A 19,702-nucleotide genomic window follows, 5' to 3' on the forward strand; every position below is an offset into this window, starting at 1 on the left:
TGACCGCCCCGTCGTAGGGGGCAGTCGGGAGCGCGACAAGGCAGAGACGACCGAGCCAACACACTCGATCATCAACGGCCGAGAAGTTGACACGTTCCACCTTCGCAGGGGATTGCGGATCGGAGCGGCCGCACCACGCTGTGCATCCGCGCATCACCCCCGGAAGGCTAGCGCCGCCCCCGCCTCCAGGACCATGGCGCCTGGGTCCGGCCCCCGGGGCCGCGTTCCGCTCCTCGGTCCGGACCACCCCGCCGCCGTCCCACTCCGTGGGATGCCGGGTGTCCGTATCCGATGTCCCCGTGGGTGCCCCGGTGCGGCCGGCCGTGCGGGACCGGCCAAGTTTCGGCGGGTCCGGCCGATACCCGGCGGGCCCGCGTATCCGTACATCCGTACGGAGACATCCGCGATATGACCGTTTCCTCCCTATACATCCCTGTGACGCGAAGGGCTCGGTGAGGGAAGGGTGACGGGTGGGCCTGGTGATGGGTGTCGCTACATCAGGTAGTCCTGCGCGACTTGACGGAGCACGCACGGATGTCGAGCGAGGGCTTGGTCTTGGCCGCGCCACTACGTACGAGTAGTTAACCAAGGGCGCGGATTGGGCGGGGAGAGAGTGGGAAGGGCTCACCGGGTACACGTGGTACTTGCACGGCGCACCCGCCCCCAACCTCTCCCCGCCACCCGAGTGAACGCGGACAGGAGCGGCCATGCCCGCAGCCCAGCCGTCCACCGAGCGGCTAGAAACAGAGCGAACAGAGCGTGCACTACCAGCCGCGATACCGGCTGGCCTGTTGTCACCGAGCCCTGCGAACTGCCCCCAGGTGATCCCATCATGATCGGTCGCATTCCCGTGCTGGACGTCCGCCCCGCCGTCGACTGCGGCGCCAGACCCGCCAAGGCGGTCGTGGACGAAGTATTCGAGATCTCCGCAACCGTGTTCCGCGAGGGACACGACGCGGTCAACGCACACGTCGTGCTCCGCGACCCGAGCGGCCGGCTGCGGCCCCCCGTGCCGATGCGCGAGCTCGCCCCCGGCACCGACCGGTGGGGCGCGCGGATCTCCGCCGAGGTCGAGGGGAGGTGGACGTACACCGTCGAGGCCTGGAGCGACCCGATGGCCACCTGGCGGGCCCATGCCGCGATCAAGATCCCCGCCGGGATCGACACCGGCCTCACCCTCCTGGAGGGCGCCGAGCTCTACGCCCGCGCCGCCGCCAGGATCCCCAAGCGGGACGGCCGCGCCGACGTGCTGGCCGCCGCCGAGGTCATGCGGGACGAGGACCTGGAGGTCTCCGTACGGTACGCGGCCGCCCTCGACCCCGCCGTGGACGCCGCGCTCGCGAAGAAGCCGCTGCGCGAGCTCGTCAGCGCCGCCAAGCCGCTGCCCCTGCTGGTCGAGCGCAAGCGGGCCCTCTTCGGCTCCTGGTACGAGATGTTCCCCCGCTCCGAGGGGGCGGTCGTCGAGCCCGGCGAGGCCCCGGTCAGCGGGACGTTCCGGACGGCCGCCGAGCGGCTGCCCGCGATCGCCGCGATGGGCTTCGACGTGGTGTACCTGCCGCCGATCCACCCCATCGGCTCGACCTATCGCAAGGGACCGAACAACACCCTGTCCGCGGGAAGTTGGGACCCGGGCGTGCCGTGGGCCATCGGCTCCACCGAGGGCGGCCACGACGCCGTCCACCCCGACCTCGGCACCATCGAGGACTTCGACGCCTTCGTCGCGCGCGCCCGCGAGCTGCACCTGGAGATCGCCCTGGACTTCGCCCTCCAGTGCTCCCCGGACCACCCGTGGGTGGAGAAGAACCCGCAGTGGTTCCGCCACCGCGCCGACGGGACGATCGCGTACGCCGAGAACCCGCCGAAGAAGTACCAGGACATCTACCCGATCCACTTCGACGCCGACATGGCCGGCATCGTCGAGGAGACCTGCCGGATCCTGCGGTACTGGATGGGCCACGGCGTCCGCATCTTCCGGGTCGACAACCCGCACACCAAGCCCGTGGTCTTCTGGCAGAAGGTGATCGCGGACATCAACAAGTCCGACCCGGACGTGATCTTCCTGGCCGAGGCCTTCACCCGCCCGGCGATGATGCGCGCCCTGGCCGCCGTCGGCTTCCAGCAGTCCTACACGTACTTCACCTGGCGCAACACCAAGGCCGAGCTCACCGAGTACCTGACCGAGCTCGCGGACACCCGGTCGGCCTCCGTCATGCGGCCGAACTTCTTCGTCAACACCCCGGACATCCTCCACGAGTACCTGCAGAAGGGCGGCCGTCCCGCCTTCGAGGTGCGGGCGGTGCTCGCGGCCACCCTGTCCCCCGCCTGGGGCGTCTACGCCGGGTACGAGCTGTGCGAGAACACGCCGGTGCGGGAGGGCAGCGAGGAGTACCTGGACTCCGAGAAGTACGAGTACCGGCCGCGCGACTGGGCCGCCGCCGACCGCGAGGGCCGCACCATCGCCCCGCTGATCACCTCGCTGAACCGGTTGCGCCGGCGCAACCCGGCCCTCCAGCAGCTGCGCGACATCCACTTCCACTCGACCGACAACGAACAGGTGATCGCCTATTCGAAGCATGCCGGGGCAAATTCCGTACTGGTGGTCGTCAACCTCGATCCGCACCACACCCAGGAGGCGACGGTCTCGTTGGACATGCCGGTACTCGGCCTCGACTGGCACGGGTCCCTCGCGGTGCGCGACGAGCTCACCGGCGAGACCTATCACTGGGGCAGGGCGAACTACGTGCGCCTAGAGCCGGGCCGCACGCCCGCGCACGTACTGACCGCCCTGCGACCGTCCCCGCCCACCGGAGGGTCACCCACCACATGATGATCAACGATCCCGTCCACGACACCTTCGAGGACACCCCCGCCAAGGACCGCGATCCCGACTGGTTCAAGCGGGCCGTCTTCTACGAGGTGCTGGTCCGCTCCTTCCACGACAGCAACGGCGACGGCGTGGGGGACCTCAGGGGGCTCACCGCCAAGCTGGACTACCTCCAGTGGCTCGGCGTCGACTGCCTCTGGCTGCCGCCGTTCTTCGCCTCGCCGCTGCGCGACGGCGGCTACGACGTCTCCGACTACACCTCCGTCCTCCCCGAGTTCGGCGACCTCGCCGACTTCGTCGAGTTCGTGGATGCCGCGCACCAGCGGGGCATGCGGGTGATCATCGATTTCGTCATGAACCACACGAGCGACCAGCACGAGTGGTTCCAGCAGTCCCGCAAGGACCCGGACGGGCCGTACGGCGACTACTACATGTGGGCCGACAACGACAAGCAGTACCAGGACGCCCGCATCATCTTCATCGACACCGAGACCTCGAACTGGACGTACGACCCCGTACGCAAGCAGTACTACTGGCACCGCTTCTTCTCGCACCAGCCGGACCTGAACTTCGAGAACCCGGCCGTCGTCGAGGAGGTCCTGTCCGCCCTGCGCTTCTGGCTGGACCTCGGCATCGACGGCTTCCGGCTGGACGCCGTGCCCTACCTGTTCGCCGAGGAGGGCACCAACTGCGAGAACCTCCCGCGCACCCACCGGCTCCTCAAGCGGGTCCGCGAGGAGATCGACGCGCACTACCCCGACACCGTGCTGCTCGCCGAGGCCAACCAGTGGCCCGAGGACGTCGTCGACTACTTCGGGGACTTCGCGAAGGGCGGGGACGAGTGCCACATGGCGTTCCACTTCCCCGTCATGCCGCGCATCTTCATGGCCGTACGAAGAGAGTCCCGCTACCCGGTCTCCGAGATCCTGGCCAAGACCCCGGCCATCCCGGACCGCTGCCAGTGGGGCATCTTCCTGCGCAACCACGACGAGCTGACCCTCGAGATGGTCACCGACGAAGAGCGCGACTACATGTACGCCGAGTACGCCAAGGACCCGCGGATGCGGGCCAACATCGGCATCCGGCGCCGCCTCGCCCCGCTGCTGGACAACGACCGCAACCAGATGGAGCTGTTCACCGCCCTGCTGCTGTCGCTGCCGGGCTCGCCGGTGCTCTACTACGGCGACGAGATCGGGATGGGCGACAACATCTGGCTGGGCGACCGCGACGGCGTGCGCACGCCCATGCAGTGGACTCCGGACCGCAACGCCGGTTTCTCCTCCTGCGATCCGGGCAGGCTGAACCTGCCGGTCATCATGGACCCGGTCTACGGGTACCAGGTCACCAATGTCGAGGCCGCGATGGCATCGCCCTCCTCACTGCTGCACTGGACCCGCCGGATGATCGAGGTCCGCAAGGCGAACCCCGCCTTCGGCCTCGGCTCGTACACCGAACTGCCCTCGTCCAACCCGGCGGTACTCGCGTTCCTGCGCGAGTTCGGGGACGACCTGGTGCTGTGCGTGCACAACTTCTCGCGCTTCGCGCAGCCCACCGAGCTGGACCTGCGGTCGTTCAACGGGCGGGTCCCGCTGGAGCTCACGGGTGATGTGCGCTTCCCGCCGATCGGCGAGTGGCCGTACCTGCTGACCCTGGCGGGACACGGCTTCTACTGGTTCCGGCTGCGCGCCGAGCAACGCGGCGCGCTGCGCGCCGACTAGGGACACGTCCCGGCAGGCCGGGTACGGGGCGGGCAGCACGCGAATGGGTCAATCGCCCGCCCTGTACGGATCATCCTGACCCGACACTCGCACTTACCGGAGAAGCAACTGCCGCACATCCGGGACACTCTGCGCATTCTGTGACGGCCCGGGGAAAGGACGCGACGCCATGTCGGAGGCTGCATCCGCCCGGAGCCGGCTGACGGCCGACCGGGCCGCCCTGCTGACCGGGACCGGCCCGCTGGAACCGATCCTGCGGACCTGGCTGCCCACGCAGCGCTGGTTCGCGGGCAAGGGCCGCGCCATCGGCGCCCTCAAGACCGTCTCGGCGGCCGAACTGCTGCCGCCGGGGTCCGTCCCCGGACTGCTGCACCTGCTCCTCGACGTCGACGGGGACTGCTACCAACTGCTGCTGGGCATCCGCCCGTCCCTGCCGCCCGCGCTCGCCCACACGCTGATCGGCCATCCCGAGGAGGGCCCGTACGCGGGGCGGGCGGTGTACGAGGGGCTGGGCGACCCCCGGCTCGCGGCGATCCTGCTGGAACGGTTGCGCTCCCCCGGCGCACTCGGGCCGCTGCGCTTCGAGCGGGACCCGGACGCCCCCGTCCCGGCCGGTCTCACCCCGCGGCCGCTGTCCGGCGAGCAGACCAACTCCTCGCTGATCTACGGGGATTCCTACATCCTGAAGGTGTTCCGGCGGGTCGGCCCGGGGATCAATCCGGACCTGGAGCTGCCCCGGGCACTGGCCGCCGCCGGCTGCGCCCGCGTCCCGGCCCCCGTCGCCTGGTACGAGGCGGACGCGCCCGGCAGCGAGCCGCTGACCCTGGGCGTGCTGCAGCCGTACCTGCGCGGCTCCGACGACGGCTGGCAGCTCGCGCTGCGCCGGCTCGGCGCCGGGGACGACTTCACGGCCGAGGCGCACGCGCTGGGCCGGGCCACCGCCGAGGTGCACAGCGCGCTCGCCGCCGCCCTGCCCACCGTCGCGCTCGGCCCGGAGCAGACGGCCCGGCTCGCCGCCGGGATGACGGCCCGGCTGGCCGCCACCGCCCGTGAGGTGGCGGCGCTGCGGCCCTACGAGGCGGGGCTGCGGGGGGCGTTCGACGCACTGGCCGCCTCCCGCGGGGCCGGGGTGCCGGCCCAGCGGATCCACGGCGACCTCCATCTGGGCCAGACCCTGCGGGCCGTCGACGGCTCCTGGTCGCTGATCGACTTCGAGGGTGAGCCGGCCCGGCCGCTGGCCGACCGGCGCCGCCCCGAGCCGGCCGTGCGCGACATCGCCGGAATACTGCGCTCCTTCGACTACGCCGCACGCTCGCACCGGCCGTTCGCGCCCGCCTGGGCGGACGGCTGCCGGGCCGCCTTCTGTGAGGGCTACGCCCGCACCACGGGCCGCGACCCCCGCGAGGATCCGGTCCTGCTGCGCGCGTACGAAACCGACAAGGCGGTGTACGAGGCCCGCTACGAATCCCGGCACCGGCCCGACTGGCTGCACGTCCCGATGGCCGCGATCCGGCGGCTGTCGGAGCCCCAGCGGCCCGCCCACCGGGTGCCGCCGAACCCGCCCGCCCCCGGCACCATCTCCCCGCACCCCCAACCCCGTCAGAAGCCCCCGAGGAGGCCGCTCGCGTGAGCGCCGCACGACAGCCGTCACCGACCGTCCGCGACGAGACCGGCGCCGTCCCGGCGTCCGCCAAGACCGCCACAGGGGCTGGGCGCACGCCCCGGGCCCGGCGCGGCGACCCACCCCACGGGGTGCGGCCGGCGCCCGCGCTCGGCGGGGAGGAACGCGCCCGGCTGCTGGAGGGCCGCCACCACGACCCGCACGGGGTGCTGGGCGCCCACACCCGGCGCGGCGGGGTGGTGTTCCGCGTGCTGCGCCCGTACGCGCAGGCGGTCACCGTCGTCGCCAAGGGGCTGCGGGCCGAGCTCTTCGACGACGGGGACGGGCTCTTCTCCGGGCTGCTGCCGCTGACCGCGGTGCCGGACTACCGGCTGCTGGTCACCTACGACGGCGAGGAGATCGAGACCCACGACCCGTACCGGTTCCTGCCCGGACTCGGGGAGCTGGACCTGCACCTGATCGGCGAGGGCCGGCACGAGCAGCTGTGGAAGGCGCTCGGGGCCGAGCCGATGGAGCACCAGGGCGTGGCCGGCACCCGGTTCACGGTGTGGGCGCCGAACGCGCAGGGGGTCCGCGTCTGCGGGGACTTCTCGTACTGGGACTCGACCGCCTACCCGATGCGCTCGCTCGGCGCCACCGGCGTGTGGGAGCTGTTCCTGCCCGGTGTGGGCGCCGGGGCGCTGTACAAGTTCGACATCACGCGGCCCGACGGCAGCCACACCCTGCGCGCGGACCCGATGGCCCGCTCCGCCGAGGTGCCCCCGGCGACCGCCTCCCGGGTGACCGCTTCCGCGTACGCGTGGGGGGACGCGCAGTGGATGGCGAACCGCGGGGCCCGGCCCGTGCACGAGGCCCCGTTCTCCGTCTACGAGCTGCACCTGGCGTCCTGGCGGCCCGGGCTCTCCTACCGCCAGCTCGCGGAGCAGCTGCCGGGCTACGTGAAGGAGCTCGGTTTCACGCACGTGGAGCTGATGCCGGTGGCCGAGCACCCCTTCGGGGGTTCCTGGGGCTATCAGGTGACGGGCTTCTACGCGCCGACGTCGCGGATGGGCGGCCCGGACGATTTCCGCTTCCTCGTGGACGCGCTGCACCGGGCCGGGATCGGGGTGATCGTCGACTGGGTGCCCGCGCACTTCCCGCGCGACGACTGGGCACTGGCCGAGTTCGACGGACGGCCGCTGTACGAGCACCAGGACCCGCGGCGGGCCGCGCACCCGGACTGGGGGACGCTGGAGTTCGACTACGGCCGCAAGGAGGTCCGCAACTTCCTCGTCGCGAACGCCGTGTACTGGTGCGAGGAGTTCCACATCGACGGGCTGCGCGTGGACGCGGTGGCCTCCATGCTCTACCTCGACTATTCGCGCGGCGAGGGCGAGTGGTCGCCCAACGAGCACGGCGGCCGGGAGAACCTGGACGCGGTCGCGTTCCTCCAGGAGATGAACGCGACCGTGTACCGGCGCTGCCCGGGTGTGGTGACCATCGCGGAGGAGTCCACGGCCTGGACCGGGGTGACCCGGCCGACGGACTGCGGCGGGCTCGGCTTCGGCCTGAAGTGGAACATGGGGTGGATGCACGACACCCTGCGCTACATGTCGAAGGATCCGGTGCACCGCAAGTACCACCACCACGACATGACCTTCGGGATGATCTACGCCTTCAGCGAGAACTACGTGCTGCCCATCTCGCACGACGAGGTGGTGCACGGCAAGGGCGCGCTGGTGTCGAAGATGCCCGGGGGCGACTGGTGGCAGCAGCGGGCCGCGCACCGGGCGTACCTGGGCTTCATGTGGGCCCATCCCGGGAAACAACTGCTGTTCATGGGGCAGGAGTTCGCCCAGGGTGCGGAGTGGTCGGAAGCGCACGGGCCGGACTGGTGGCTGCTGGACGACTCGTACCCGGCGGCCGGTGACCACCGGGGCGTCCGCACCCTGGTGCGCGACCTGAACCGCACGTACACGGCGGTTCCCGCCCTGTGGGAGCGGGACACCGTGCCGGAGGGCTTCGCCTGGGTGGAGGCGGACGCCGCGGAGGACAACGTGTTCGCCTTCCTGCGGTACGCGCGGGACGGCTCACCGCTCCTGTGCGTGTCGAACTTCTCGCCGGTGGTCCGGCACGGGTACCGGATCGGGGTGCCGGAGGAGGTCCCGCTGTGGCGGGAGGTCCTCAACACCGACGAGGAGCAGTACGGCGGCAGCGGGGTGCGCTTCCCGCAGCCGGTGCGGCCCGAGCCGGTCCCCGCTCAGGGCCGCGCGGCGAGCCTGCGCCTGACGCTGCCGCCGCTGGCGACGGTCTGGTTCAGGCCGTAGCGGCGGCGCCGGGCTGCTCCTCCGGTTACCCGGGGGGCAGCCCGCCCGGCGCGTGCCCCGGCCGCCGTCATCCGGACGGGCTCGGCGTCGTGGGAGTGGAGCAGGGCGTCAAGGCAATGTGTGAGAGCTGTGAGGGGTCTTGCGCCGACCGGCTCTGACTGGAACCGTACGGTGTAGTCGATCTTCGAGTGCACCGATTACCGGACGGTCGCCGGAAATACCGGCAAAATGCCGCAACTCCATAGGACGTTCCTACGAGTTATGGGCTTGTTTGATTGGTCTGTAGTCGGCGAGACCCGGCCACTCCTACGGTGTGCCCTGTGCACTCCAGCCCACCTTTCAATGCCCCCGCCGCGCGTCGTCTCCGCGCGGCCCTGGGCATGGCTCCCGGTCATGTCGCCTACGGCCTGCGCGCCCAGTACGGACTGATCGTCGCGCCCGAGACCGTGATGGCCTGGGAGCGCGGCGAGATATCGCCCTCCTCGGCCGAGCTCACGGCGCTCGCCGGCGTCCTGTGGTGCTCTCCCGGGGAGCTGCTCGCCGAGCCGGTGACCCTGCGGGAGCACCGGATCGCCCGGGGGCTGGCGGTGGAGGAACTGGCCCGGCGGATCGGGCTGGAGGCGAACGCCTACCAGAAGATGGAGGACACCGGGCGCTGGAAGGGCAACGAGCGCCAGTCCGCCGCCCTCGCCATGGTGCTGGGGCTGACGCTGGCCCAGTTCGTGACGGCCACCGGCAAGCACGAGGAGCTGGCGGACCTGCTGCGCAGTGCGGTGACCACGCGCTGGCAGGCGTACGTGAAGCCGCTGGGCAAACTGCTGCCGATCCCCAAGGCCCATCTGGAGCGGGTGCTGGAGATGCTGCACGGGGACTACCAGTCGCGGATGATGGCGACGCTCAGCTGGGGCAGCGGCGGCGAGGCCGGGAGCGGGGACGCGGGGCGGGAGTTCCTCGCCGAGATCGTGGACCGGTTCTGGGGTCTCGCCGGTGGTGCGGCGTAGGACACATCCGGGCGGACCGGACCCCTGCCGCAACGGCCCCGGCCCGTCCCGGCGTGGGACGGGACCGGGGCCGTTCGGCGGACGCACACGGGACGGAAGTCCCGGGCCCGGGGGCCGTTACGGACGTCTAGAAGCGTCTAGAAGACGGATTCGGCCTCGTACATGCGGTCCTCGGGGACCCTCTTCAGCTCGGTGACGGCCGAGGCCAGCGGGGCCATCACGATGTCGGTGCCGCGCAGGGCCGTCATGTTGCCGAAGTCGCCGCGGTGCACGGCCTCGACGGCGTGCCAGCCGAAGCGGGTCGCGAGGACGCGGTCGTAGGCGGTGGGGGTGCCGCCGCGCTGGACGTGGCCGAGGATGACCGGGCGGGCCTCCTTGCCCAGGCGCCGCTCCAGCTCGACCGCGAGGCGGTTGCCGATGCCGGCGAAGCGCTCGTGGCCGTACTGGTCGATGGCGCCCTTCTCGTACGGCATGGAGCCCTCGGCCGGGTGCGCGCCCTCGGCGATGCAGACGACGGCGAACTTCTTCCCGCGGGAGAACCGTTCCTCCACCATCTTGACCAGGGCGTCCACCTCGAAGGGGCGCTCGGGCAGGCAGATGCCGTGGGCACCGCCGGCCATGCCGGACTCCAGGGCGATCCAGCCCGCGTGGCGGCCCATGACCTCGACGACCATCACGCGCTGGTGCGACTCGGCGGTGGTCTTCAGGCGGTCGATGGCCTCGGTGGCGACCATGACGGCGGTGTCGAAGCCGAAGGTGCGGTCGGTGGAGGAGATGTCGTTGTCGATGGTCTTCGGCACGCCGACGACCGGCATCCCGGCGTCCGCCAGCATCCGCGCGGCGGTCAGGGTGCCCTCGCCGCCGATCGGGATGAGGGCGTCGATGCCGTAGCGCTTCGCCAGCTCCTGCGCGTTCTCGGCGGCCTCGTGCAGCCGGGCGCGCTCCATGCGGGCGGAGCCGAGGATCGTGCCGCCGCGGGCGAGGATGCCGCTGACGGCATTGATGTCGAGCGGGCGGAAGTGGCCGTCGAGGAGGCCCTTGAAGCCGTCCTCGAAGCCGATGACCTCGTCTCCGTGCCCGACCAGGGCACGGTGTACGACCGACCGGATGACAGCGTTGAGGCCCGGGCAGTCGCCGCCCGCGGTGAGAACTCCGATACGCATCGTGCTGTGTCTCCTGCCGTACAGGTGAAGGGCGTCATGAGGAAGCCTGTCCGATTCTTCCACGGGCCCGGGGTGCCGCGCGTGTCGTGCCCTGCGCCCGGAGAGCCCTTCGACCCCTCCGGCCAGGCCTTTTTCCCGGCGGGCGCCCTATCCACCGGCAGAGGTATTGTCAAGAGGTCAAGCCGCATGTAAAGGGACATTCACAGCATGGACGGAGAGCACGCGTGACGCGCAGCGTGTACGTGACCGGCATCGAGCGGGGGGACGGCCGACAGGTCGTCGAACTGGGGATCATGGAGCTCCTGACCCGGCAGACGGGCCGGGTCGGCGTCTACCGCCCGTTGCTCCACGACGGCCCCGACCGGCTCTTCGACCTGCTCAAGGCCCGCTACCGGATCGACCAGGACGCCGCCGCGGCCTACGGCATGGAGTACCGGGAGGCCTCGGCGATCCTCGCCGAGAAGGGCACCGACGAGCTGGTCTCACGGCTGGTCGACCGCTACCACCGGGTGGCCCGCGAGTACGAGGTCATGCTGGTCCTCGGCACCGACTACGCCGACACCAACCTCCCCGACGAGCTCGCGCTCAACGCCCGCCTCGCCAATGAGCTGGGCGCGGTGGTCGTTCCCGTCGTGGGCGGCGTCAAGCACCAGGCCGACGCCGTGCGCGCCGAGGCCCGCAACGCCTACCGCGCGTACGAGAGCCTGGGCTGCCACGTGGTGGCGATGGTCGTCAACCGGGTGGCCGCCGAGGACCGGGACGCCATAGCCGAGCGGCTGGCCGCCCGCCTCCCGGTGCCCTGCTACGTCCTGCCGGACGACAAGTCGCTCTCCGCCCCGACCGTCGCCCAGATCACCCGGGCGCTCGGCGGCGAGGTGCTCCTCGGCGACGAGGCCGGGCTGGCCCGCGACGCCCTGGACTTCGTGTTCGGCGGCGCCATGCTGCCGAACTTCCTGAACGCCCTGACCCCCGGCTGTCTGGTCGTCACCCCCGGGGACCGCTCGGACCTGGTCATCGGCGCGCTGGCCGCGCACACCTCGGGCACCCCGCCGATCGCCGGCGTGCTGCTCACCCTGAACGAGCGCCCGGGCCCGGACATCCTCACGCTGGCCTCGAAGCTGGCGCCGGGCACGCCCGTGGTGTCGGTGGCCGGCAACAGCTTCCCGACCGCGGCCGAACTCTTCGCGCTGCAGAGCCGGCTGAACTCCGCGACCCCGCGCAAGCTGGAGACCGCGCTCGGCCTCTTCGAGCGGCACGTGAACACCGGCGAGCTGCGCGACCTGCTGTCGGTGGCTCGCTCCGAGCGCGTCACCCCGATGATGTTCGAGCACGAGCTGCTGGAGCGGGCCCGCTCCCAGCGGCGCCGCGTCGTGCTGCCGGAGGGCACCGAGGAGCGCGTGCTGCGCGCCGCGGACGTGGTGCTGCGGCGGGGCGTGTGCGACCTGACCCTGCTGGGCGAGGAGCCGGCCATCCTGAAGAAGGCCGCCGACCTCGGGATCGACATCTCGGGCGCACAGCTCATCGACCCGGCGACCTCTCCCCTGCGGGAACGGTTCGCCGAGTACTACGCCACGGTCCGCGCCCACAAGGGCATGACCGTGGAGCTGGCCAACGACGTGGTCACCGACGTCAATTACTTCGGCACCCTGATGGTCCAGGAGGGCCTGGCCGACGGCATGGTGTCCGGGTCGGTGCACTCCACCGCCGCGACCATCCGCCCGGCCTTCGAGATCATCAAGACCAAGCCGGAGGCCTCCATCGTCTCCTCGGTCTTCTTCATGTGCCTGGCCGACCAGGTCCTCGTGTACGGCGACTGCGCCGTCAACCCCGACCCCGACGCCGAGCAGCTCGCCGACATCGCCGTGCAGTCCGCCGCCACCGCAGCCGCCTTCGGCGTCGAGCCGCGGATCGCGATGCTCTCGTACTCCACCGGCACCTCGGGCAGCGGGGCGGACGTGGACAAGGTCCGCAAGGCCACGGAGATCGTCCGCGAGCAGCGCCCCGACCTGTTGATCGAGGGTCCGATCCAGTACGACGCGGCCGTGGAGCCCTCGGTGGCCGCGACCAAGCTGCCCGGCTCCGAGGTGGCCGGCCGCGCGAGCGTGCTGATCTTCCCCGACCTCAACACCGGCAACAACACGTACAAGGCCGTGCAGCGTTCGGCGGGCGCCGTGGCGGTCGGCCCGGTGCTCCAGGGCCTGCGCAAGCCGGTCAACGACCTCTCGCGCGGCGCGCTGGTCCAGGACATCGTCACCACCGTGGCCATCACGGCGATCCAGGCCCAGTCCCCGGCGCGGGCACGGCCGCAGTCGCAGTCGCAGGCCGCCCGGTAATCCCCCCACCGCACCCCGAAGGAAAGACCCGCATCGTGACCCCATCGCGCGTACTCGTCCTCAACTCCGGCTCCTCGTCGGTCAAGTACCAGCTCCTCGACATGGCGGACCGGTCCCGTCTGGCGGTGGGCCTCGTGGAGCGCATAGGCGAGGAGACCTCCAGGCTGGTCCACGAACCGCTCACCGGTCCCGGCGCCGCGGGCGGGCGGCGGGAGCAGCTCGGCCCGATCGCCGACCACGAGGCGGCGCTCAAGGCCGTGGCCGCGGAGCTCGCCGCCGACGGGCTGGGCCTGGACTCCCCCGAACTGGCCGCCGTGGGCCACCGCGTGGTGCACGGGGGCACGAAGTTCACGCAGCCGACCGTGATCGACGACGCGGTGCTGGCGGAGATCCGCAGCCTGATCCCCCTCGCGCCGCTGCACAATCCGGCGAACGTGACGGGCATCGAGGTGGCGCGGGGGCTGCGCGCGGACATCCCGCAGGTCGCCGTCTTCGACACGGCCTTCCATTCCACGATGCCGGAGTACGCGGCGCTGTACGCGGTCGACGCGGCGACGGCGGACACGTACTCCATCCGGCGGTACGGGTTCCACGGGACCTCCCACGCCTACGTCTCGCGGGCGACGGCCGCGCTGCTGGGCCGGCCGGTGGAGGACGTGAACGTGATCGTGCTGCACCTGGGCAACGGGGCCTCGGCCTCGGCCGTCCGGGGCGGGGTGTGCGTGGAGACCTCCATGGGCCTGACCCCGCTGGAGGGTCTGGTCATGGGCACCCGGTCGGGCGACCTGGATCCGGCGGTCGTCTTCCACCTGGCGCGGGTGGGGGGCCTCTCGGTGGATGAGATCGATTCGCTCCTGAACAAGAAGAGCGGTCTGCTGGGGATGTGCGGCGACAACGACATGCGCGAGGTACTGCGCCGGGCGGGCGAGGGCGACGAGGCGGCGGGCACCGCCTTCGCGGCGTACATCCACCGGCTGAAGAAGTACATCGGCGCCTACTCGGCGGTCCTCGGCCGGGTGGACGCGGTGGCTTTCACGGCCGGCGTGGGCGAGAACGCCCACCAGGTCCGCGAAGCTGCCCTGGACGGTCTGGCCGAGCTGGGCCTGGCGCTGGACCCGGAGGCCAACGCGGTGCGCTCCGCGGAGCCGCGGCTGGTCTCGGCGGACTCTGCGCGGGTGGCCGTGGCCGTGGTCCCGACGGATGAGGAACTGGAGATCGCCACCCAGGCGTACGCGCTGGTTACTCACTAGTCACTTGGACTTTCCACCAGACGGAATATTCCGCTACGAAACAAACGGATAGGATCCGCTCCATGCGCCGTTCCAAAATCGTCTGCACGCTGGGCCCCGCCGTCGACTCGTATGAGCAGCTGAAAGCGCTCATCGAGGCAGGCATGAACGTGGCCCGATTCAACTTCAGCCACGGATCCCAGGCAGAACACCAGGAGCGGTACGACCGCGTCCGGAAGGTCTCCGAGGACACCGGGCGCGCCGTCGGCGTCCTTGCCGACCTCCAGGGCCCGAAGATCCGTCTGGAGACCTTCGCCGAGGGTCCCGTCGAGCTGGTGCGCGGTGACGAGTTCACCATCACCACCGAGGACGTCCCGGGCGACAAGTCCATCTGCGGCACCACCTACAAGGGCCTGCCGGGTGACGTCGCCAAGGGCGACCAGATCCTGATCAACGACGGCAACGTCGAGCTGCGGGTGACCGAGGTCGAGGGCCCGCGGGTCAAGACCATCGTCATCGAGGGCGGTGTCATCTCGGACCACAAGGGCATCAACCTGCCGGGTGCCGCCGTCAACGTCCCCGCCCTGTCGGAGAAGGACGTCGACGACCTCCGCTTCGCCCTGCGGATGGGCTGCGACATGGTCGCCCTGTCCTTCGTCCGCGACGCCAACGACGTCAAGGACGTCCACAAGGTCATGGACGAGGAGGGCCGCCGGGTCCCCGTCATCGCCAAGGTGGAGAAGCCGCAGGCCGTCGAGAACATGGCGGCCGTGGTCGACGCCTTCGACGCGGTCATGGTGGCCCGTGGCGACCTGGCCGTCGAGTACCCGCTCGAGAAGGTCCCGATGGTCCAGAAGCGGCTCATCGAGATGTGCCGCCGCAACGCCAAGCCGGTGATCGTCGCGACCCAGATGATGGAGTCGATGATCACCAACTCCCGCCCGACGCGCGCGGAGGCCTCCGACGTCGCCAACGCGATCCTCGACGGCGCGGACGCGGTCATGCTGTCGGCCGAGTCCTCGGTCGGCGCCTACCCGATCGAGACCGTCAAGACGATGTCGAAGATCGTCACGGCGGCCGAGGAGGAGCTCCTCTCCAAGGGCCTCCAGCCGCTGGTCCCGGGCAAGAAGCCCCGTACCCAGGGCGGCTCCGTCGCCCGCGCGGCCTGCGAGATCGCGGACTTCCTCGACGGCAAGGCGCTCATCGCCTTCACCCAGTCCGGTGACACGGCCCGCCGCCTGTCGCGCTACCGCGCCACGCAGCCGATCCTGGCCTTCACCACGGACGTCAACACCCGCAACCAGCTCACGCTGAGCTGGGGCGTCGATTCGTACGTCGTCCCGCACGTGAACAACACCGACGCGATGGTCGACCTGGTGGACGGCGAGCTGCTCAAGCTGAACCGCTACAACGCCGGCGACACCATGGTCATCACGGCCGGCTCGCCCCCCGGCGTCCCCGGCACCACGAACATGGTCCGCGTGCACCACCTGGGCGGCGGCGCCCGCGACTGACGCCGCCGCACCCGTCGCTTGAACTCTGCCGCACAGAGACCGAGGGCGGCACCCGGATCCCGGAAGGGATCGGGGTGCCGCCCTCGGTGCGTCTGCGGCTCTCAGCCGAGATCAGGACGGACGTTGAAATCGCCGTCCTCGACGAGCGCCCTCTCCAGACCCAACGCCTCCGCGAGCGCGTGGTAACCCGCGACGCGCGGGGGGCCGACCGGAACGAAGTAGGCCTTGAGCACGCGCAGCAGCAGCCGGAAGCCGAGGTCCGGATCGACGTCGGCGACGACCCGCCGCAGCGCCGGAACCACACCGGGCACCGCGGCATAGCCGTGACCGGCCGTGGCCGACTCCAGGTCCTCGGCCACCGGCGCGATCTCGCCCAGCACCGCTTCCGTCAGCCCGCGGGCCGGCGGCGGATCCAGCGGCACGGGTGCGTCCCCGACGTTCCAGGTGAGGCGGTACTCGGCGATCTCCCCGATCCAGGTGAGCCACTGGCGTCCCTCGATCCCGCAGGCCTCCAGGTCGAAGTCCCGGAACGTCCCCGCCTGCCACAGCGCGGACAGCTCCGGGCCGGACAGGTCCGAAGCCAGCAGCCGCTTGGTGTCGTCCAGCAGCTGGTGGGCGAACGCACCGCCCTCGCGTTCCGCGAACCACCCCACGTGGGCGAGGGCGATGGACATCTTGTTCGTCCGGGGATAGTGGAACGTTTTCATCAGGCCGCTGAGCCCGATGTCCGAGCCGAGCCGGCGAGGAACCTGCTTCACCAATGCGTCCTTTACTTCGGGTAGGTCGTGTACACGACGTACCCGTCCTGGTGCTTTCCGTCGACTTTCTTCTTCACCTGTTTGATCTGGATGATCACCGTGTTCCCGACCGGCGTCGACACGAGGGTGGGATTGCCTTGCGCGTCGGGCGGGCCGTACCGCCATTGCCTGCCCAGAGAGCCCTGGCCCCGCAGCTCCCATTGGATCGGGAAGAGGTCGCTGCGCGGATCGAAGCTCGTCTTCTTCTGCTGTGCCTTCAGCCACGCCAGCAGCTTGTCCTTGTTGCCCGGGACCTGGCTCCACTCGTCGAACGCCTGTCGCGTGGAGGAAGCCGCTGTGGCCTCATCGGTCCACTCGGTGACGTTCGGGCCCTTTTCCAGCTTCTCCATGATCTTCGTCCGGCTCAGACCGACATGGTCCGCCAGGGTGTGGGCACCCGAAACGCCCTCGTCACCGACGATGTCCAGGCAGTTGTGGACGAGCACGTCGACCGGCGCCGTGCCCCGGGCCTGGACGTAGAAGGTGTGCAGGCCGTCGACGGTGAGGTCGAACACCTCCACGGGAGTGATGTTCCCCCGGTCGCCCAGCGTTGCGATCGCCTGCTCCCGGCCCTCCGGATCCCGCAGCCGGTCGTTCACTTCCAGGTCCGAGGCGTAGGTCCAGCCGCGGCCCGCGACGAACAGCCGGTGACCGGCCGTGGTGCTCAGACGGCTGCCGTCGGCCAGGGTGATGTCGATCAGCCGGCTGGTGTCGTGCCGGAAGGCGGCGGTCACCTGTTCCGGCCTGGCCGTCCCCGACGCGGTATCGCCTGCCATCACCATGTCACCGACCCGCACCGACCCGATCGGCTTGTGCGAACCGTCCGCCATGAGTACGGGTACCGACGCGGGGAAACTGTTCCGCTTGCACGAGCCGAACAGCCGCTGGGCCAGGTCGGCCTCGCGCTCGAGTGCGGCGATCGTGTCCGGGTCCATCTCGGCCTGCTTGGCCAGCGCCCTGGCCTCGTCCAGATTCGCGCCGGTCCTCATGACGACGCGGTAGGCGTTCATCGCCTGCATCAGGAGTTCCATCCGCTTGGTGGCGGCGCCCATGGCCAGGTCGATGCCCGCCGACATGCACGCTTCCAGCTCACCCTTGGCGCAGTTGAAGAAGTCGTCCGTGAGCATGTGCCAGAGCGTCTTCAGGAACACCTTGTCGAAGATCAGGGCGATCTCCAGGCGGCTGAAGTACACGTCCTTGTAGTACGTCTGCAGGCCCATGTTCTGGACGTGGATCCACGTCACGTACTCGGCCGGGCAGTTCGCCTCGGTCACGTTCTCCGGGGCCGCCGGGTCCGTGCACAGGTAGAAGTCGACCGTCAGGTTGTAGGTGAGCTTGAACTTCACCGTGCAGCCGTCGAAGCCGATGTCCAGGACGCACTTGTTCTGGTCGACCGGCTCCCCCACCGGTTCGATCGTGGAGCGGGTGAACACGCCCTTGAAGCCGGTCACGCCGCCCGAGGCGATGGCATCGCGGCTCTTCTGGTTCTCGGCACGGGTCGCCGCGTCCTGCGCCTCCTTCGCCGCTTCCTGGGCCCGGGTCGCCGCCGCCTCCGCCGTCTTGGCATCGGTCTCGGCCTTGGTCGCGACCGTGTTCGCGGTCGCCGCGTCGGCCTCGGCCGCCGTGGCCGCCTTACGGGCCGAGGCGGCATCGCGCTCCGCGTCCGTGGCCGCGGAATCGGCGGCGGACGCGTAGGTGCCCGCCGTGGTGGCCGCGCTCTGGGCGGCCGCGGCGTCCTGGGTGGCCTGCCGGTGGTACTCGACCGTCCTGGTCTCGGCGGCCTTCGCGGCCTTCGCCGCCGTCGCCGCCTCGGTGGCCGAGGCCTGCGCGGCCTGCGCCGACTTGGCCGCCTTGGCAGCCCAGTCGGCCGCCTGCAGCGCGGCCTCCGCCGCCGCCTTCGCGTTCGTGTCCGCCTGCTCGGCGAGCTTCTTCGCCTCGGCCGCGGCCTTCGCCGCCTGGTCCGCCTTGGCCTGGGCCAGGGCCGCCTGCTGTTCGGCCGCCGTCTTCGCGGCCTGGCCGGTCAGCACGGCCAGGCCCGCGGAGGAATCGGTCTCCTTGTACGGGGAACCCAGCTCGATGGCGTCGTTGGCCGGCTTGACCACCTGCATCGCCGACTCACTGGCGGCCACGGCCGCCCGCGCCGTGGCGAAGGCGAATCCGGCCGTGCGGATGGATTCGGCTCCGGCCGCCACCGCTTCGCTGCGGGCCACCGTGGCATCCGTCTTGGCCTGGTCCGCCTTCTGCCGTGCCGTCTCCGCCTGCGACTTCGCGGTGATCGCGTTCCACTTGGCCGCGTCCGAGGCGTCGATGGCATCGGCTGCCGCCGAGTGCGCCTTCGCCACCGCGGCTTCGGTGACCGCGACGTCCCTCTTGGCCGCGTCCGCTGCCGCCTGGGCGCGCTGGGCCGCCCCCTGGGCACGGGTGGCGGCCGCTCTCGCGTTGGTCGCCGCCTCGGTCGCGGTGTTCGCCTCGGCCCGGGCGGCCGTGGCCGCCGTGGCCGCGTTGTCGGCGGCGGTGCGTGCGGCGGTGGCCGCGGTACGGGACCCTTCGGCCGCGTCCGTGCCCTCGTCCGCGGCGGCCTTGGACTCCTTGGCGTAGGCCTTGGCGTCCAGGGCGTCGCGCTGCTGTTCCGCGTCGACCGCCTTGTTCCGGGCCGTCACGGCCTTCTTCTCGGCGTCGAGCGCGTCCTTCATCTTGTTCTCGGCGGTGGTGCCCGCGGTCTGCGCCGCGGACAGCTGGTTCCCCGCCGCCGTCCGCTGGGTCTGGGCCCTGGCTTCCGCCGCCGCGGCCTTCGCCCGCTCCGCTTCGGCAAGCTCCTTCTGCGACTTGGCGTAGTCCCGCTCCGCCTCGGCCTTCTCCCGCTTGGCCTTCGCGTCCGCCGCCGCGGTCTTGGCCTCCTTCTCGGCGTTCTCCGCCTTGACCTGCGCCGCCTTCGCCTTCGTGGCGTTCTCCGCGGCCTTCACCGCCTGCGCCGCGGCGCCCTCCGCCGCGGACTTCGCCTGCGCGGCGGCCTCTTCTGCGGCCTTGCGGCGGAACTCGGCCTTCGAGGCGTGCGCCTGCGTCATGGCCAGCGAGTTCAGGGTCTTGCTGTCGGCCGCCGAGGCGCGGGTCGCGTTCAGCGCGGTCTCGGTGGCCTTGGCCGCCGCCTGGGCGGCCGCCGCCGACGCCTTGGTGATCTGCGCGGCCTGCTGGCCGT

At 71.0% G+C, this 19,702-nt stretch carries 11 protein-coding genes; 8 read left to right on the top strand and 3 right to left on the bottom strand.

All coding sequences use genetic code 11. From position 1 onward, the window contains the following. Positions 1 to 832 precede the first annotated feature (832 nt). The 5 genes from ACZ6I1_RS04380 to ACZ6I1_RS04400 all read left to right on the top strand — a co-directional run bounded on the left by ACZ6I1_RS04380 (position 833) and on the right by ACZ6I1_RS04400 (position 9,470). On the top strand, positions 833 to 2,827 hold the full coding sequence (locus tag ACZ6I1_RS04380; RefSeq protein WP_469282953.1) for an alpha-1,4-glucan--maltose-1-phosphate maltosyltransferase: 1,995 nt from the start codon (positions 833 to 835) through the stop codon (positions 2,825 to 2,827). Further along, on the top strand, positions 2,824 to 4,542 hold the full coding sequence (treS, locus tag ACZ6I1_RS04385) for a maltose alpha-D-glucosyltransferase (RefSeq protein WP_469282955.1): 1,719 nt from the start codon (positions 2,824 to 2,826) through the stop codon (positions 4,540 to 4,542). Before ACZ6I1_RS04380 ends, treS begins: the two co-directional genes overlap by 4 nt. A 169-nt stretch (positions 4,543 to 4,711) precedes the next feature. Next, positions 4,712 to 6,172 carry a maltokinase N-terminal cap-like domain-containing protein gene (locus ACZ6I1_RS04390; protein ID WP_469282957.1) on the top strand — a complete coding sequence of 487 codons (1,461 nt, stop codon included), beginning with the start codon at positions 4,712 to 4,714 and terminating at the stop codon, positions 6,170 to 6,172. Beyond that, a complete protein-coding gene (gene glgB / locus ACZ6I1_RS04395) occupies positions 6,169 to 8,469 on the top strand; it encodes a 1,4-alpha-glucan branching enzyme (protein ID WP_469282959.1) in 2,301 nt (766 codons plus the stop codon). Before ACZ6I1_RS04390 ends, glgB begins: the two co-directional genes overlap by 4 nt. Positions 8,470 to 8,849: 380 nt before the next feature. Next, positions 8,850 to 9,470 carry an XRE family transcriptional regulator gene (locus tag ACZ6I1_RS04400; protein WP_469282961.1) on the top strand — a complete coding sequence of 207 codons (621 nt, stop codon included), beginning with the start codon at positions 8,850 to 8,852 and terminating at the stop codon, positions 9,468 to 9,470. Positions 9,471 to 9,607: 137 nt separating this feature from the next. Here the strand turns inward: ACZ6I1_RS04400 and ACZ6I1_RS04405 are convergent, their stop codons facing one another. Further along, positions 9,608 to 10,633 (bottom strand): ATP-dependent 6-phosphofructokinase, encoded by a 1,026-nt coding sequence (locus ACZ6I1_RS04405; RefSeq protein WP_469282963.1) that lies wholly within the window; start codon positions 10,631 to 10,633, stop codon positions 9,608 to 9,610. Positions 10,634 to 10,857: 224 nt separating this feature from the next. On the opposite strand from ACZ6I1_RS04405, the gene pta reads away from it, so the two are divergent. From pta to pyk, 3 genes are all read left to right on the top strand, one after another. Further along, entirely contained in the window at positions 10,858 to 12,966 is a 2,109-nt protein-coding gene (pta, locus tag ACZ6I1_RS04410; RefSeq protein ID WP_469282965.1) for a phosphate acetyltransferase, read from the top strand. A gap of 35 nt (positions 12,967 to 13,001) precedes the next feature. Continuing rightward, on the top strand, positions 13,002 to 14,216 hold the full coding sequence (locus tag ACZ6I1_RS04415; protein ID WP_469282967.1) for an acetate kinase: 1,215 nt from the start codon (positions 13,002 to 13,004) through the stop codon (positions 14,214 to 14,216). Positions 14,217 to 14,278: 62 nt separating this feature from the next. Further along, a complete protein-coding gene (pyk, locus tag ACZ6I1_RS04420; protein WP_469282969.1) occupies positions 14,279 to 15,709 on the top strand; it encodes a pyruvate kinase in 1,431 nt (476 codons plus the stop codon). A gap of 101 nt (positions 15,710 to 15,810) precedes the next feature. Here pyk and ACZ6I1_RS04425 read toward each other — a convergent pair whose 3' ends face one another. Then, positions 15,811 to 16,467, bottom strand: a complete 657-nt coding sequence (locus tag ACZ6I1_RS04425) for a hypothetical protein (protein ID WP_469282971.1) — start codon at positions 16,465 to 16,467, stop codon at positions 15,811 to 15,813. 11 nt (positions 16,468 to 16,478) lie between these two features. Beyond that, positions 16,479 to 17,441, bottom strand: coding sequence for a polymorphic toxin-type HINT domain-containing protein (locus ACZ6I1_RS04430; protein ID WP_469283229.1), 963 nt, complete (start codon positions 17,439 to 17,441; stop codon positions 16,479 to 16,481). Positions 17,442 to 19,702: the final 2,261 nt, after the last annotated feature.

The sequence above is a fragment of the Streptomyces sp. NPDC046303 genome, assembly GCF_055588085.1.

Bases quoted from the DNA above. Each gene is read 5' to 3' on its own strand.
- treS (WP_469282955.1), top strand. From the start codon at position 2,824: ATGATGATCAACGATCCCGTCCACGACACCTTCGAGGACACCCCCGCC.
- ACZ6I1_RS04405 (WP_469282963.1), bottom strand. From the start codon at position 10,633: ATGCGTATCGGAGTTCTCACCGCGGGCGGCGACTGCCCGGGCCTCAAC.
- pyk (WP_469282969.1), top strand. From the start codon at position 14,279: ATGCGCCGTTCCAAAATCGTCTGCACGCTGGGCCCCGCCGTCGACTCG.
- ACZ6I1_RS04430 (WP_469283229.1), bottom strand. From the start codon at position 17,441: ATGGACCCGGACACGATCGCCGCACTCGAGCGCGAGGCCGACCTGGCC.
- ACZ6I1_RS04380 (WP_469282953.1), top strand. From the start codon at position 833: ATGATCGGTCGCATTCCCGTGCTGGACGTCCGCCCCGCCGTCGACTGC.
- ACZ6I1_RS04390 (WP_469282957.1), top strand. From the start codon at position 4,712: ATGTCGGAGGCTGCATCCGCCCGGAGCCGGCTGACGGCCGACCGGGCC.
- ACZ6I1_RS04400 (WP_469282961.1), top strand. From the start codon at position 8,850: ATGGCTCCCGGTCATGTCGCCTACGGCCTGCGCGCCCAGTACGGACTG.